The sequence below is a fragment of the Priestia sp. D51 genome, assembly GCF_053345675.1.
The window spans coordinates 15,279-31,668 of the sequence record NZ_JBLTIR010000020.1; the positions used below are offsets into that span (position 1 = coordinate 15,279).

The following is a 16,390-nucleotide window of genomic DNA, read 5'->3' on the forward strand; positions in this document are numbered from 1 at the left end:
AACCAAAAGCAACGTTGCAACTTAAATACGTTGCTTGAAAAGGAGAGCATATGAGCAGGGTTAAAGAAGGTAATCGAAGACTTACATGTGATATTCCAGAAGAGTTACACAAGGAGTTGCGTTTCTTAGCTGTAGAGAATGATACAAGTATTACAAAGTATGTAAAGGCTTTATTAGAAGAGCATGTGAAGAAAGTAAGAAAAAAAAAGTAAACAAAGAAAGGGCACTTCCTCTGTAAAGGAAGCACCCCCATGTAGAATCACATGTATAGACACTTACATTGTAACATGGGTTGCCCTCTAGAAATAGCAGGGTCTTATTATGGATCAAACTGAAAAGTTGTTAATAGGTATTGAGAATATATTGAGTGTAGCTTCCGACTTAGTACACCAAGTAGATCGCCTTAAACGTGTTGAAGAAGAATGCCAAATACTTAAAGAAAAACTTTTTTTAAAACAACTTAGGTCGTCTGAACAAGACATTTTTACTCTTGCACTTGATGGCCATTCAATTACAGAAATGCAAAACATTTTATTCAAAGAAGAGAGCAAAATTAAGAATCAGAGACGCAGCATTCTGCAAAAATTAAACGTTTCTTCGATGAAAGAAGCAATCGATTTTTATAAAAAAACTACCCAAACTTCTTCTCAAAACTTCACGAATTATCATCAAGAAATCTTTCAAAAACTAGTTAAAACTTCATAAAAGTTGAGGGGACGGTGAGTGGACAGTAGGTCAACATTTCCAGAAAGGTGTAAGTTTTGATATCGACACCAGGTCGACATTACGCGCTTTTTTTGCTCTTCAGGTCAACACCAGGTCGACAGACTGGAAGTTTTCGTGGGGTCACTTTTTTGAGGGTGAAAACGTTGTTTTGCTGGGCTTTGCCCAGCATATCACAGCCATGTGATATCAAAAACCCCTTATGCTCTTCTCTACTCGTACTGGAAATTTTGTACTTTGACAGAAAAGGAATGATTTCATGGATATCTTTTTACGAAATATTGATCCGGTTGCTATGCAAAAAGTTGATGCACTAGCGAAAGAAAATGGAATGTCTCGTCAACAATTTTTGAAAGAACAATTTGAAGTATTAGCTTTTTTTGATGAGCAAGTAGAAAGAGAAAAAAGATTAGAAGCTATCATTGAACAGAACATCGAAATGATGAAACAATGTGCGATATCAATTGAAAAGATGAATGATATTATCTATGAACTGATGGGAGATGTAGAGGAGTAATGGAAACACAACGACGTATGATTACACTTGATAAAGAAACGGATCAATATATCCAAGATTATATGGCTGAACATAAACTTCGTTTCCCAGGAGAAGCGATTATGGATATCTGTAAAAAGTATCGAGAAGAAAAAAAGAAAGAATGGTCGTTAGATTATATTACGGAAACGGTTAGTGAAAATCTCAATGATGCATTAAAAAGCGAAATAAAAAAGATTCGATTAGGAACAAATAGTGCAGATAAGAATACACAAATTCTTATCGAGTTCATGAATGGATTATATTTTCACCACGGCTATGATGCAATTATGACAACAGATCTATTAGAACTAGAAGTAACTAAACTTGCTAAAAAAGTTGTAAATGAACGTATTGTGAATCAACGACAAAAACGGCTGGATAAGGAATACCCTAAAAGCTAAAATAGCCTTTAAGGCTAGCTAGGTAGGCTTAAGCCTACTTTTCCTTTTAATAAACGAGGTGAATACAGTTTGATATGTAGTTATTGCGGGACAGAGGTATTAGAAGATAGCTGCTCTTTTTGTGGAGCTACTTTAAATATAAAAGGACCTAAATTAAAAGAATTTGTGGTCTTAGAGGACGTTGAGAGGTCTTTTAATGAACTTGCATGCTTTCATACGTATGATTTGTTAGTTTTGCTGCGTTTGGTACGTAAAGAAAGGACAAAGGCTTATCATTTAATGCTAAGGCTTAAAAAGGATGACAAGAGCCCTCAAATTATTCAAATAACACGTAACTATTTAAAAGACCTATATGAACCTTATACAAAGCGTATGAAGCTTACATGGCTATATTAATTAAATGAGACATAATCCCTTTATCATAAAAAATTGAACTAACTATATATGGGATTTGATACCGCATTTTTTTTAATAAGGTAACCTTTTCTTATATATTAAATGAAAGCTCTCTCTATTGAGAGTTTTCATTTTTATTTCTATAAATCATTTATTTGTTTGATGAAATTAGATTTTATATACTGAAACAGCTCTATATCCAACTCATTGTGCTTTTCTATTTTCTTAATGATATCAATGGGGACTTCGTTGAGCAAAGGGCGAGATTTTGTCACATTCACCTTCTTATATTTAATATTTCCCCATTTGAATTTTTTCTTTAGTAACAGAAGCGATTCGTTAAACATTTCTGTTATTCCTATTGATCCAAATTCCAGCAAGTTTTCTTTCGCTTTCTCTACGCTTAGTTGAGATTTCACCCCGCAAATTTGTTTAGTTTGGCCATTTGTAGCTTGAGGGTCCCAATCAATGTAGTCTTCAAAAGACATATGTTTCATGTTCTCTTCATAATACCCTGGATACGATTTCAAAAAATAATATAATGATATGATACGCTCAACCGGATGACGCATCATACTAAAATAAACATAGGGTTGAGAAAAAATTCATGTATTCCATAGAAATGATGGCCGGATATAGCTTTTATGTTTTTTTTATCTTCTTCTTTTAATTGGCTAAACTGTCTATTCATCTCTTCTAAAGGAACATGATCGTATATTTCATTTTCAGAGTAGAACTTTTTAAAAATATTATTAAGTGTGGTTCCCCCTGTTTTAGGAATGTGCATAAAGATAACAACTTTTTCATCCATTTGAAATTGCACCTCTCCTCTAATTGCCTATAAGAATATCAGTTCCATAAATGGATTATTGATAAATTTTACGTATCTTTTACAATAAAAATGTTACAAAGACACACATTTCTTTTTAGGAATAATAAACCGTGAATCTTGCGTAGGAATTAGATACCGATCACATAAACAATGAAGAATTTCTAGTGGTCGATATTTATGTTGGACAGAACAAATCAATCATTGTATATTTGATGAACGCCATCAAGATACCAATAGGCAGTTTCTACGACAGCTATGGTATTTTCATTGGGTACTTGATTCAAATAACGAAAGAAGTATCGTGCTAAGAAAGGCTTCTAGAGGACGTGGTACTCCAGGCGGATAAACCAGAGTTTATGTGTTTAAAAATAGGATGCCGTCAAATGGACAAACTGTATTAGTAAAAGCTGCCACACCTGTAAATTCCCCTTCAAGAACTTATAGAATTGTTTAACAATAATAAATTTCTTCTGGCAACTAAACATAAAATCTTTAAATTTACTATTTATTCATCGAAAATAAACGATAAAAGCAGCAGGATTTTCTGTAATGAACAAAAAAACCTGCTACTTTTATCGTTTAAGTAACGTATTAACCCCCAAAAATCTTACTCCAGAATCCTTTTGGTTTTGAATCAAGATTTTCTTGGGCGGCCGCGATAAGTTTTTTTGTATCACTAATTTCACGTATGGCACTAGTCAATTTCTCATCGCGTTTCTCTAGATTGTTTTCAATGTATTTGTCTTGGTGGTCTAGTTTTTCTGTAAGTTTCTTTATAAGGCTTCCTTGTTCATCTAGTCGTTGGATAAGCGCTAATTGAAATTGCTCATCTTTTTCAGAGCGATTAAGCAACTCTTGAACTTTTTCTTCAAGGGATTGTACTTTTTTTTCAAGGTTTGATTGAACTTCCACTGTCTCCGGTACAATTTCTCCTTGAAGCCACTGGTTTATCATCTTATAGCTCCAGTTTTGCTCTTGAATTCTTTTTTTTATTTCAGTTAATAAATCGATGTTTTGTTTGTTATAGCGCCTATGTCCGCCTTCTGTTCGTTGAATTTGGAGATTGAATTCTTTTTCATATAAGCGAATAAGATCTACACTTAATCCAGTTAGCTTTACTGTATCTTTCAAAGTATAGACTACTTCATCTTTATTTTTTTCATGCATTTTTCTAGGATTCTCCTTTCTGTATAAAAATCTAGATATACTTTGAAGTTGATATATCAGTGTTAATGGCAATTCTAGAATGCGGTTTTGCGAGATGTTATTCAAGATTTATATTTCTAGTAAAATTCTATTAATTACTTTATATTCCTGTTTTTTATGTACATTTTTCTTTTTCTTTCGTTAGGCCTTTTATTCTTCCTTTTCAATTCTAGATGAAATCATAAACTTTTCAAGAGTAAAATTGTTTATTTTAAATGTAGATAGATTATATATAAAGTTCAAAAAAAGCAACTTAAGGATCAACATTAACTGTTAAGAAATATCTTTGTTAACAACTGATTCAGATCTTTTCCTCTCCTAAGGTCCAAAGAAACTAGAGTACCTAGAAAGCTTGATATAAAATAGCTTCAGACGAATCTAGAATGTACTTTCTCTAACTTTAATTCAAGTATTTTGTGTAGCTCATTAAGTATTTTGTGTAAGATAATATAAATCCTATATACCTATATCTTCTGGATTTATTACGTTGGTTTAATGGAACTTCTTTTTTGTTTATACAATTCTTATAGAATTATTTTTCGAGTTAAAATTAATCTTAATTTTTTCTAAGTTATTTAAATTTTATAGCAAAAGCTAGAAATACAATGAACCATTGAAAATAAAGAGTTTTTAACGAATCTAGAGTGAACTTCTTCTAGATTTTAGCCGAGAATAATAAATCTAATTAAATTCTAGATCATTTTACAAGAAATTCGTTGTTATACAACCAAGACATGGCCGCGAAATTTTGAATTTGTAATCCTTGAGAAGGTTGTTTCCATCGCAATCCACTTTTTAAAATTTAACTGTTTTAAAAAGTAGATCATTAAGTTCAACTTAAGTTAAACTTAATGATTTTTTCTAAAATTAACTAAGGTGAAAATAAAATTAAGTTTAACTTGTAAAATAAAAATTACTTATATAAAAGATGTTTTGGTAAAAAATAAGTTGAACTTAATATTTTATTTTGTCTTTAGATATCGCTTAAATCGATATAAAGCATGGCGGCTGGACAATCCAAAGTAATAAATAATGTGTTCGTTTGAATATCCACCATGAATTTTGTTAAGTATACAACTGTTTCGAAAGTGAGTAGACCTTACAATTGCTTGTATACCTGAACGTTTGACTTCTCTTTCAATCATACGTTTTGTACCGATTATACTAATCCTTTTAGGTTTATTTAAATTGTAATCATACCAATAAACCATTTTTTGAGGATGAAAAGAAATAAATAACGGATCATTTGTATAATCTTTAGGTCTAAATAATAGAGGGATTGTTAATAGGTAATCATATATGATTTTCTTATCTTGTTTAGAAAGCTCTAAGGTGCGTTTTGATTTGCTTGTGTTTACCGTTAATGTATTCTGTGCAAAGTTAATGTCTTGTATATTTAAAGATACAACTTCGTTAATGGTAAGACCGTAACGAAGCATTAAGATGAACATGGAATGGTTACGCGGACCTATGTATTTATGTATCTGTAATTGAATATCATTTAAATGTTTGTGACTTATAACTGAATCTAAAAGGATTGAAGCATCCGATTCAGTTATAAAATCAGTATCAGTTAATGCTCGTTGTTTTTTTGTTGTTGCTTGTAAAAATCCAATATCATCTGTGAGGCTATAATGCTTTAACATGCCATTTAAATGTGATGCTACACGCCTCAGATTAGCTTCTGACAGGTTTTTTTCTTTTAAATAGGTAAAATATTCGTCGTAATATTTCTTGTCTCCTGGCAAAGTTTCTGAAGGGATATTAGGGTGAGATTGATTTAACCATTTAAAAAACTGTTTTAGATCATGCTTGTACATTGATATTGTAGAAGATTTTTTCTTAGATTCAACTAAATGAGATAAGAAATCTCCAAGTAAAATAAAGTTATTCAAATAAGACACACCCAATCTTTTAGGTAAATTTAATATACTATCATTATAACAAAAATGATTAAACAAGCTTACTAAAATGATTCCTTTTTCTTTATGTATATTAAATTTACCTGGGCTCAAAAAAAAGACGCGTAAAAGCCATCTCTGCAATGCAAGGTTTTACACGTCTTTTTTTTCTATAGCTAATTTCTATTTAAACTTTACTTTGTAAAAAGTTTTTATACATTTTTTTTAACTCTTTATTTTTAAAATCCTTAACAATTCTTGGTTCTAAGCCTAATTTTTCACGTTTATTATAATCTTCTTCCATATTTCGAATGACTTCTTGTAAGCCTGCTTCTTGGGCTTTTTTTATTTCTTCTTGGGTAGGTTGATCTGAACTTAGAATCAGCATTCTTTTTAATTCTTGAAACTGCAAGAGCTTTTCTTCAAATTCTATTTGAGTTCCATTTTCTTTTAAAAATAATTCTTGCTTCTCTTTTAAAGTTGCATCGTTAAGAATTTGTTTTTTATCTCTAGCTTGTGCTATAAAATCTGGAACTAATTCTTTTTTTGCAGCCTTTTTAGAGTTAATGCGTTTTGATTCCTGTGAGACCTGGGCATAATCTTTTTGAATCGCTTTTACTACGTAGGAATGAGGGTGAGTCACATCTCCTGTAATCAAACGATTTTGCGTGTATCTTATATTTCTTTCTAGGTGGTCTTGTGTAAATTCTGATAAAAGCCACTCTATTTTTTCTGGCTTAACCCCTAAGCCTGCTAAATCATTCTCAAGGCTGTTTGTGTTGTCTTCTAACTTCGAGAAGGATTGATTTAATTCTAGTTTTTTCTCTTGAGTAGAGCTAGAACCATTCAATGCAGGCGAACTGGTAATAATAAATTCTATGGAGGTTACTTTTCTACCAGTTTTTATTTCCACGAATTCAAAGTAGATATCCGTTTTATTATTAATTTCTTTTTGAGCTACTGCTAATACTTTGCTTTTAAAATGACCATACTGTTTATACTTAGTAGGTTCAATAGCTAAAAAATGACGTAATTCTTCAAGAGTGAGTTCCCTTTTTCGCAGACGCTCATATTGCTTAAGCAACTCATATATACGAATGGAATAGACCGAATTGAGTCTCACTACATTCTCTAATTGGTACGATGTGAATTTCTCCTTAAGCTCTAAAAACAGATACTTTAAGCTAGGATGAAACTGTAATGTTATGTACCCTTCGTTTTCTTCATAGATAGACGTGATTACCCAGTTGTAATTTCTTTGTCTGCCTTTTTCTTTTATCGTAAGAATTTTGGTTTGAAGTCCATTTACAATTTCTTTTAGGTACGAATAAAAACCAGTACCTTTCTTATTGCCTACGATTTCGATGAAATCTTTAGCTCGAAACCTATAGGTCTTCAACGTTTCATCATTAGGCTGCACTTTAGATGCCATGATTAAAAGAATTCTTTGCTCTTGTAAAGACAATTTATATGTACTCTCAATGAGGATGTTTGATTTAGTTACCCAATTTTTTATATTTATACTTTCCAGATCATATGGTTGAACGACAGTCGTTTTCTTCATAAAATCCCCCATATTTTTCTAAACTATCACTAAAATATCATAAAAGTGATACTGTGTAAATTGCATGTTAAAGAGTAATCTGTCCTTAGAAATTAAATATCACGCAAAATTAGTGATACTTCATGAGGTTTGTTGACTTTAGAAACCTTACTCATTCTTGATTTATTAAACTCAATCTTCATTTTAATACGCAAAATTGGTGATAGTTGAGGCATGTCTGCATTTTAAACGCAAAATTAGTGATACTTTAAGCACATCTAGATTGTTCACGCAAAATTAGTGATACTTAAGCCATATTTGCATTTTAAACGCAAAATTAGTGATAGTTCGCGCAAAATTAGTGATAGTTTCACGCAAAATTAGTGATAGTTTCACGCAAAATTAGTGATAGTTCACGCAAAATTAGTGATAGTTCGCGCAAAATTAGTGATAGTTTAGGCTTATAAACGTTGTAATATCAGTGTCTATAGACGTTCTAAAACAATAAAACAATAAAACAAATATATAAAACAATATGTAAAACAGTAAAACAACATAAGATAGTAGTTGTTTTACTGTTTTACAACTTTCAAGATTAATAATTAAGTAAAGGGATAAATTTTTAGTGAGTTCTTTAGAATATTAGGAGTATATCCAAACGAAGCAATTTTTAATCATAGTTAAAATACAGAGGTTTTATGAGGAGTTCATGAATTCTTATTGAATTATAAGATTAATAGACGGTATAATAGAGTCACCAAAACAGTGCGGAATATAAAAAGACTCCAACGTGTGCAAGTGGTGCGCCAACACCCTTACACCGTTAACCCTAAAACCACTAGGGAAAACACCTGTCGAAGTCCTAATACATAAATTTAGTTACGCCTTTATTTTATCGGATAATTAAATTTATTTCAAGGGCGTAGTCTGTCAAAAAATCCGACATCGTTTTCCTATTTCACGGGATGCGATGTCTTTTTTTGTTCCTGAAAAGGAGAGGATAGACTAATGTCTACTACACGTATGCTTACCGCAGAAGAATTTGATTATATGAAAAATTATCAGAGTTTCATAGAAAACCGTTCTCAACATCAATCAATGAAACGAAAATTACTTAAAGAAATTATAAACCTTTACGGAGAAAAGTTTTATCGCCTCCATGAAGGAACTAGAAAAGCTTTAGATCGGCTTTGTTGGTTTGCTGCAGAAAAAGGATTTTGCTTTCCTGGTAGTACATATTTAGGTAAAACCTACGAAAAGTCAAAAGGAACAATCGATCGTCATTTAAAAGAACTACGAAAACAAGGACAAATTATTACTGTATATCGTCGTTGCCCTCGTAACAATGGAAAGGGAAATCCAGTGCACTTATTTGTGAACCACCCTTTTTTTAATCACTGGGTTAAGTATTTACAGCTTGACTTAGAGTCTAATGTTGAAGCAGATGTTAAAACAGAAAATACTGAGAACGCTTGGGAGAGTAAGAGTAAAGACACAAAAAAACAGTCTACCTATAATTTATCTTTAAAAGATTTAAATAAATATATACGTAATGATGTTAATTTTAAACTCTCGTCTGATTATGTACCATCTTACATACCAAAATCTTTTAAAAATGCTGTAACACCTTTTTTTTCATGTGCAGATGATATTTATGATTTATGGAGAAAAGTCCGATTAGCTTACAAAGCGAGCTGTTTAGAAAAGCCCCTGGAAGATTTAAGTTTCCTTCCTGTTCAAGCGTTTAAAGAGACTGTTTTTGCTTATAAAAGCAATCGTATAAAAACTAACTTTGCAGCTTATTTTTTTGGAACGATTAGAGGAATATTTGTGATTGAGCGTAGAAAAGAAGTTCAGCGAAACGGTGGGAGTAGGCTTTTTTATAACTTTTTAGACTCCTAAATTAGAAAACAGATAATATTATTTATACATATTTTAAGTCAGAACGAGCGTTGTTACGATTTAACAATCTGAAAATTATTATCTTTTGTACCCAAAATAAGACGGGTCTATATACACATTTCTATTGGTACTTTACATATACTGTTACGATTTATTTTATTATCAGAGGTGAGTAAATGCCATATGTTAATCGGTTTTTAACCAATGCTAATGGGGCTGTTACATTTACAGGAAACACTTTTGGCTTAAATAAACAAGCCAATGCTAATGCTCCTGGAACAGCAGGCTCAATAGGAACTTTTTTCAGTGTAAATCCAAGCTCCATAGATGGATCGTTTCCTACAGGAACTACGGCAAATTATCTACAAAACTCTTCTAGTGCAGTTTTAAGAATCCCATCTACCACTACTCAAATTCTTTATGCAGAATTAATATGGGGTGGAAGCTATCTTTATGGTGGAGAAGATGTTAGCGCAGCTTTAAATAACGCTGTGACTTTTATTACTCCTACCAGAACAGTTAGCGTGCAGCCAGACACGGCTACACGTTTTACCTTAACAACTTCAAGCTTTTATTACGTTCGTAGTGCAAATGTTACGAACCTAATCTCTCAATCAGGTACTTATTCGGTATTAGGAGTTCCAGGAACACAAAGTACAACAGAAAACAATGCCAATGCAGCTGGATGGACATTGGCCGTAGTCTATGCTGATCCTTTACAGAAATCTCGTAACTTGTCCATTTTTGTTGGAGCAGAATTAACAAGTTCAGCTACAGGAAGCTCTACGGCAGCTGTAACTGGGTTTGGTACGCCTATTACAGGAACAGTAAATGGTAGATTATTAGTAAGTGCTATTGAAGGGGATTCAGCTATAGTAGGTGATCAGCTCCAATTTGGCCCTACGGTTGCAGCTTTACAACCAGTTTCGGGGCCGAATAACCCTGTAAATAACTTTTTTGCTTCTCAAATTAATAATGATAGTGGTGTATTAGATACAAGTGGACAATTTGGCAGTTTAAATAGCACACCAGGAGGTAGCTTATCCGGTGCGAGGCAGGGATGGGATATTACCAATATTGACGTCTCAGCTCGTTTATCAAATAACCAAACCAGTGCCGTCGTACGTGGAACGACGAGTGGAGATACTTACGTTATTAGTGCTTTAGCTCTTCAAGTAGATATTAATGCACCTGTTTTAAATGTATCAAAGTCTGCCAATGTTACATCCGCTCGAACAGGAGATATTATTACTTATACAGTCCAAGTAAGTAATACTGGTACAGCTTCTGCCAATGTTCTAATAGCTACAGATCCATTGTCTTCAGCAACAACTTTTATTCCTAATAGTTTGCAAGTGGATGGAGTTACTCAGACAAATGCAGATATCCGAAATGGCCTGTCACTTGGTACATTAAATATTAACCAAACTCGAGTATTGACATATCAGGTTAGAGTAGTTGGTCCTCTGACAGCAATCTCTTCTCTTGGTAATCAAGTCTTTATTAATTACCAATTTGAAAGTACACCAGGAAATATATTAGCCGGATCAGGTGCTTCTCCTGTCAATAGTGTAACAACTATTAACACTCCTCCTACAGTTCCTAATTATACTATTACAAATCCGGAGGACACTGTAGCAATTGGAACAGTCATTGGCAATGATATTGACGGGAACCCTCTAACTTACCGTATTGGCACGAGACCGGCTAATGGAGTAGTAACTGTTAATCCTAATGGGCAATTTGTCTATACCCCCAATTTAAATTTTAATGGAACAGATCAATTTACAGTTATTGTAGACGATGGGCAAGGAGGAACAGCTACTTCTGTAGTAACCATTATAAATACGCCTGTAAACGATAATCCCGTTACTCAAAACTATGCAGTTATTACTAATGAAGATACCCCTTTAGTTGGTCAGATACAAGCTACAGATGTAGATGGTGACTTACTTACTTTCCAATTACAATCTCCCCCAACAAACGGCACAGTTGTCGTAACTAATAGTGGAGCTTACACGTATACCCCCAATTTAAATTTCAACGGAAATGATCAGTTTACGGTGTTGGTGTCAGATGGGCAAGGAGGAACAGCAGTTTCGACAGTGACAGTGACAGTAACGCCTGTAAACGATGCACCGACGGTGCCAAACTACACGTTTACTACACAAGAAGATAGCCCTGTGGTAGGAGCAGTCGTAGGGACTGATGTAGATGGGAATTCTCTTAGCTATCAGCTGCAAAATAGGCCAACAAATGGAATTGCCGTAGTAAATGCAAATGGCACATTTAGTTATCAGCCAAATCTAAATTTTAATGGAAGTGATCAATTTACAGTATTAGTCTCAGATGGCCAAGGAGGAACGGCGGTTTCAATAGTAACGATTAATGTCATCCCCGTAAACGATCCCCCAATTACGTCCAATGTTAGTTTTACGATTGCGGAAGATAGCACGTTAATTAATCGAATAGTGGCAGTAGATCCTGACGGAGACCCGTTAACGTTTAGCCTGCAAACAGCGCCAGGCAACGGAGTAGCTGTGGTGAATGGGGACGGAACGTTTAGCTACCAGCCGAACCTGAACTTTAATGGGACGGATCAGTTTACAGTGTTGGTGTCCGATGGCCAAGGAGGCACGGCAGTTTCAACGGTGACGGTAATAGTCACGCCAGTGAATGATGCACCGACGGTGCCAAATTACACGTTCAGTACGCAAGAAGACAGTCCTGTGGTAGGAGCAGTGGTAGGAACGGACGTGGATGGAAATCCTCTTAGTTATCAGCTGCAAAATGGTCCAACAAATGGAATAGCTGCAGTGAATGCAGATGGAACGTTTAGTTATCAACCAAACTTGAATTTTAATGGGACGGATCAGTTTACGGTATTGGTGTCAGACGGTCAGGGAGGAACGGCGGTTTCAACGGTGACCGTTAATGTTATCCCTGTCAATGATCCCCCAATTACGTCCAATGTTAGTTTTACGATTGCGGAAGATAGCACGTTAATCAATCAAGTAGTGGCGGTAGATCCCGATGGAAATCCGTTAACGTTTAGCTTACAAACGGCACCGGGCAACGGAGTGGCCGTGGTGAATACGGATGGAACGTTTAGCTACCAGCCGAACCTGAACTTTAATGGGACGGATCAGTTTACAGTGTTGGTGTCCGATGGCCAAGGAGGCACGGCAGTTTCAACGGTGACGGTAATAGTCACGCCAGTGAATGATGCACCGACGGTGCCAAATTACACGTTTAGTACGCAAGAAGACAGTCCTGTGGTAGGAGCAGTGGTAGGAACGGACGTAGATGGAAATCCTCTTAGTTATCAGCTGCAAAATGGTCCAACAAATGGAATAGCTGCAGTGAATGCAAATGGAACGTTTAGTTATCAACCAAACTTGAATTTTAATGGGACGGATCAGTTTACGGTATTGGTGTCAGACGGTCAGGGAGGAACGGCAGTTTCAACGGTGACCGTTAATGTTATCCCTGTTAATGATCCCCCAATTACGTCCAATGTTAGTTTTACGATTGCGGAAGATAGCACGTTAATCAATCAAGTAGTGGCGGTAGATCCCGATGGAAATCCGTTAACGTTTAGCTTACAAACGGCACCGGGCAACGGAGTGGCCGTGGTGAATACGGATGGAACGTTTAGTTATCAGCCGAACCTGAACTTTAATGGGACGGATCAGTTTACAGTGTTGGTGTCCGATGGCCAAGGCGGCACGGCAGTTTCAACGGTGACGGTAATAGTCACGCCAGTGAATGATGCACCGACGGTGCCAAATTACACGTTCAGTACGCAAGAAGACAGCCCTGTGGTAGGAGCAGTGGTAGGAACGGACGTGGATGGAAATCCTCTTAGTTATCAGCTGCAAAATGGTCCAACAAATGGAATAGCTGCAGTGAATGCAAATGGCACATTTAGTTATCAGCCAAATCTAAATTTTAATGGAAGTGATCAATTTACAGTATTAGTCTCAGATGGCCAAGGAGGAACGGCGGTTTCAATAGTAACGATTAATGTCATCCCCGTAAACGATCCCCCAATTACGTCCAATGTTAGTTTTACGATTGCGGAAGATAGCACGTTAATTAATCGAATAGTGGCAGTAGATCCTGACGGAGACCCGTTAACGTTTAGCCTGCGAACAGCGCCAGGAAACGGAGTAGCTGTGGTGAATGGGGACGGAACGTTTAGTTATCAACCGAATCTGAACTTTAATGGGACGGATCAGTTTACAGTGTTGGTGTCCGATGGTCAAGGCGGCACGGCAGTTTCAACGGTGACGGTAATAGTCACGCCAGTGAATGATGCACCGACAGTGCCAAATTACACGTTTAGTACGCAAGAAGACAGTCCTGTGGTAGGAGCAGTCGTAGGGACCGATGTAGATGGGAATTCTCTTAGCTATCAGCTGCAAAATAGGCCAACAAATGGAATTGCCGTAGTAAATGCAAATGGAACGTTTAGTTATCAACCAAACTTGAATTTTAATGGGACGGATCAGTTTACGGTATTGGTGTCAGACGGTCAGGGAGGAACGGCAGTTTCAACGGTGACCGTTAATGTTATCGCTGTTAACGATCCCCCAATTACGTCCAATGTTAGCTTTACGATTGCGGAAGATAACACGTTAATCAATCAAGTAGTGGCGGTAGATCCCGATGGAAATCCGTTAACGTTTAGCTTACAAACGGCACCGGGCAACGGAGTGGCCGTGGTGAATACGGATGGAACGTTTAGTTATCAGCCGAACCTGAACTTTAATGGGACGGATCAGTTTACAGTGTTGGTGTCCGATGGCCAAGGCGGCACGGCAGTTTCAACGGTGACGGTAATAGTCACGCCAGTGAATGATGCACCGACGGTGCCAAATTACACGTTTAGTACGCAAGAAGACAGCCCTGTGGTAGGAGCAGTGGTAGGAACGGACGTGGATGGAAATTCTCTTAGTTATCAGTTGCAAAATGGTCCAACAAATGGAATAGCTGCAGTGAATGCAGATGGAACGTTTAGTTATCAACCAAACTTGAATTTTAATGGGACGGATCAGTTTACGGTATTGGTGTCAGACGGTCAGGGAGGAACGGCGGTTTCAACGGTGACCATCAACGTTATCCCTGTCAATGATCCCCCAATTACGTCCAATGTTAGTTTTACGATTGCGGAAGATAGCACGTTAATCAATCAAGTAGTGGCGGTAGATCCCGATGGAAATCCGTTAACGTTTAGCCTACAAACGGCACCGGGCAACGGAGTGGCCGTGGTGAATACGGATGGAACGTTTAGCTACCAGCCGAACCTGAACTTTAATGGGACGGATCAGTTTACAGTGTTGGTGTCCGATGGTCAAGGCGGCACGGCAGTTTCAACGGTGACGGTAACAGTCACGCCAGTGAATGATGCACCAACGGTGCCGAACTACACGTTCAGCACGCAGGAAGATAGTCCTGTGGTAGGAGTAGTGGTAGGGACAGATGTGGATGGAAATCCTCTTAGTTATCAGCTACAGGTTGCGCCAGTAAACGGAGTAGCTGTGGTGAATGGAGATGGAACATTTAGCTACCAGCCAAACCTAGATTTTAATGGGACAGATCAATTTACGGTATTGGTGTCAGATGGTCAGGGGGGAACGGCGGTTTCGACCGTTACAATAAACGTAATTCCAGTGAATGACCCTCCAATCACCGCTGATTTAGCATTTACAATTAATGAAGATACACCTCTTACAAATCAAATTCCAGCTTTTGATCCAGATGGGGATCCGTTGACATTTACTTTGCTGAATCCGCCTCCGTCAAATGGAAGTGTTGTATTAGGGGCAAATGGAGTATTTACCTATACACCAAATTTAAATTACAACGGAATGGATACTTTTGGTGTGCTGGTATCAGATGGTAAAGGAGGAACTTCCCTTTCTACTGTGACCTTAACAATAGTGCCTGTAAACGATCCGCCAGTAGGAGGAGATAGAGCTGTTACAACGACCATTAATCTTCCTGTTACAAGCAGCATACCTGCTTCAGACCCTGACAACGTTACTCTAACCTATACTCTTCAACAAAATCCAGATAATGGTGAAGCCGTCATAAATCAAGATGGTACATTCATTTATACACCTAATAACAATTTCATAGGTAATGATCAATTCACCATATTAATAATAGACCCAGAAGGAGCCACTGCACTATCGACTATTTTTGTAACGGTCCTTGAAACAAACGGAACTACAACTTCACAGGATTTGCAAATCTCTACTGATGAAGACACACCAGTAACAAATCAAGTAATTGCTACTAATGTAAATGGAAATCCACTTGTTTACACTATTGAAAACCCACCCATTAATGGAGTAGTAACAATTGATTCTAATACAGGAATATTTACGTATACACCGAATGCAAACTTTAACGGTTCAGATGCTTTTGTAGTATATATAACTGATAACTTAGGAGGAAATGCTACTGCATCAGTTATCGTTACAGTTATTCCAATAAATGATTCTCCAATTGTTCCAAATTATCAGTTGACGACTAACGAAGACACACCTGTAACTTCTATGGTAATTGCAACTGATATTGATGGTAATCAGCTGGATTATTCGTTACAAAATGCTCCAGTGAACGGAATAGTAAACGTAGGGTTAGATGGGATGTATACCTATACACCGAATGCAAACTTTAATGGAACTGACCAATTTACCGTACTAGTAAGCGACGGCCAAGGAGGAACAGCCATCTCCACCATCACGATTACGGTTCTGCCAGTAAATGATCCACCAGTAGGTCCGGTGGTGGTGACGTTGGTTACAACCGAAGATACGCCAGTGTCGAGTCAAATTACAGCGTTTGATCCAGATGGAGAGGTGCTGACGTACAGCTTACAAGATCCGCCAACAAACGGAGTGGCAGTGGTAAATCCAGATGGTACATTCACGTATA

General features: G+C 36.4%; 11 protein-coding genes. 6 read left to right on the forward strand and 5 right to left on the reverse strand.

Going from position 1 to position 16,390, the window contains the following annotated elements; all coding sequences use genetic code 11:
• Positions 1-50 precede the first annotated feature (50 nt).
• The 4 genes from ACNHOZ_RS28235 (at position 51) to ACNHOZ_RS28250 (ending at position 1,662) form a co-directional block, all read left to right on the forward strand.
• Positions 51-212, forward strand: coding sequence for a hypothetical protein (locus ACNHOZ_RS28235; RefSeq protein WP_155916276.1), 162 nt, complete (start codon positions 51-53; stop codon positions 210-212).
• 109 nt (positions 213-321) lie between these two features.
• Entirely contained in the window at positions 322-705 is a 384-nt protein-coding gene (locus tag ACNHOZ_RS28240) for a LuxR family transcriptional regulator (RefSeq protein ID WP_098113948.1), read from the forward strand.
• Positions 706-982: 277 nt separating this feature from the next.
• Positions 983-1,240: a hypothetical protein gene (locus ACNHOZ_RS28245; protein ID WP_095380446.1), complete on the forward strand. Its 258-nt coding sequence runs from the start codon at positions 983-985 to the stop codon at positions 1,238-1,240.
• Positions 1,240-1,662 carry a hypothetical protein gene (locus ACNHOZ_RS28250; RefSeq protein WP_098113947.1) on the forward strand — a complete coding sequence of 141 codons (423 nt, stop codon included), beginning with the start codon at positions 1,240-1,242 and terminating at the stop codon, positions 1,660-1,662. Before ACNHOZ_RS28245 ends, ACNHOZ_RS28250 begins: the two co-directional genes overlap by 1 nt.
• Positions 1,663-2,198: 536 nt before the next feature.
• Here the strand turns inward: ACNHOZ_RS28250 and ACNHOZ_RS28255 are convergent.
• The 5 genes from ACNHOZ_RS28255 to ACNHOZ_RS28275 form a co-directional block, all read right to left on the reverse strand.
• Positions 2,199-2,633 carry a sulfotransferase family 2 domain-containing protein gene (locus ACNHOZ_RS28255; protein ID WP_447697430.1) on the reverse strand — a complete coding sequence of 145 codons (435 nt, stop codon included), beginning with the start codon at positions 2,631-2,633 and terminating at the stop codon, positions 2,199-2,201.
• Positions 2,630-2,869, reverse strand: coding sequence for a hypothetical protein (locus ACNHOZ_RS28260; protein ID WP_342837775.1), 240 nt, complete (start codon positions 2,867-2,869; stop codon positions 2,630-2,632). The genes ACNHOZ_RS28255 and ACNHOZ_RS28260 overlap by 4 nt, the downstream gene beginning before the upstream one ends.
• A gap of 612 nt (positions 2,870-3,481) precedes the next feature.
• Entirely contained in the window at positions 3,482-4,057 is a 576-nt protein-coding gene (locus ACNHOZ_RS28265) for a MerR family transcriptional regulator (RefSeq protein ID WP_014462093.1), read from the reverse strand.
• A gap of 1,001 nt (positions 4,058-5,058) precedes the next feature.
• Entirely contained in the window at positions 5,059-5,991 is a 933-nt protein-coding gene (locus ACNHOZ_RS28270) for a tyrosine-type recombinase/integrase (protein ID WP_447697431.1), read from the reverse strand.
• A gap of 193 nt (positions 5,992-6,184) precedes the next feature.
• Positions 6,185-7,561, reverse strand: a complete 1,377-nt coding sequence (locus ACNHOZ_RS28275; RefSeq protein ID WP_342837771.1) for a replication initiation protein — start codon at positions 7,559-7,561, stop codon at positions 6,185-6,187.
• A gap of 987 nt (positions 7,562-8,548) precedes the next feature.
• On the opposite strand from ACNHOZ_RS28275, the gene ACNHOZ_RS28280 reads away from it, so the two are divergent.
• Together ACNHOZ_RS28280 and ACNHOZ_RS28285 are read left to right on the forward strand one after the other, a co-directional pair.
• Positions 8,549-9,442, forward strand: a complete 894-nt coding sequence (locus ACNHOZ_RS28280; protein WP_098113942.1) for a transcriptional regulator — start codon at positions 8,549-8,551, stop codon at positions 9,440-9,442.
• Positions 9,443-9,618: 176 nt separating this feature from the next.
• A partial coding sequence (locus tag ACNHOZ_RS28285; protein WP_447697432.1) for a tandem-95 repeat protein occupies positions 9,619-16,390 on the forward strand: 6,772 nt, incomplete at its 3' end.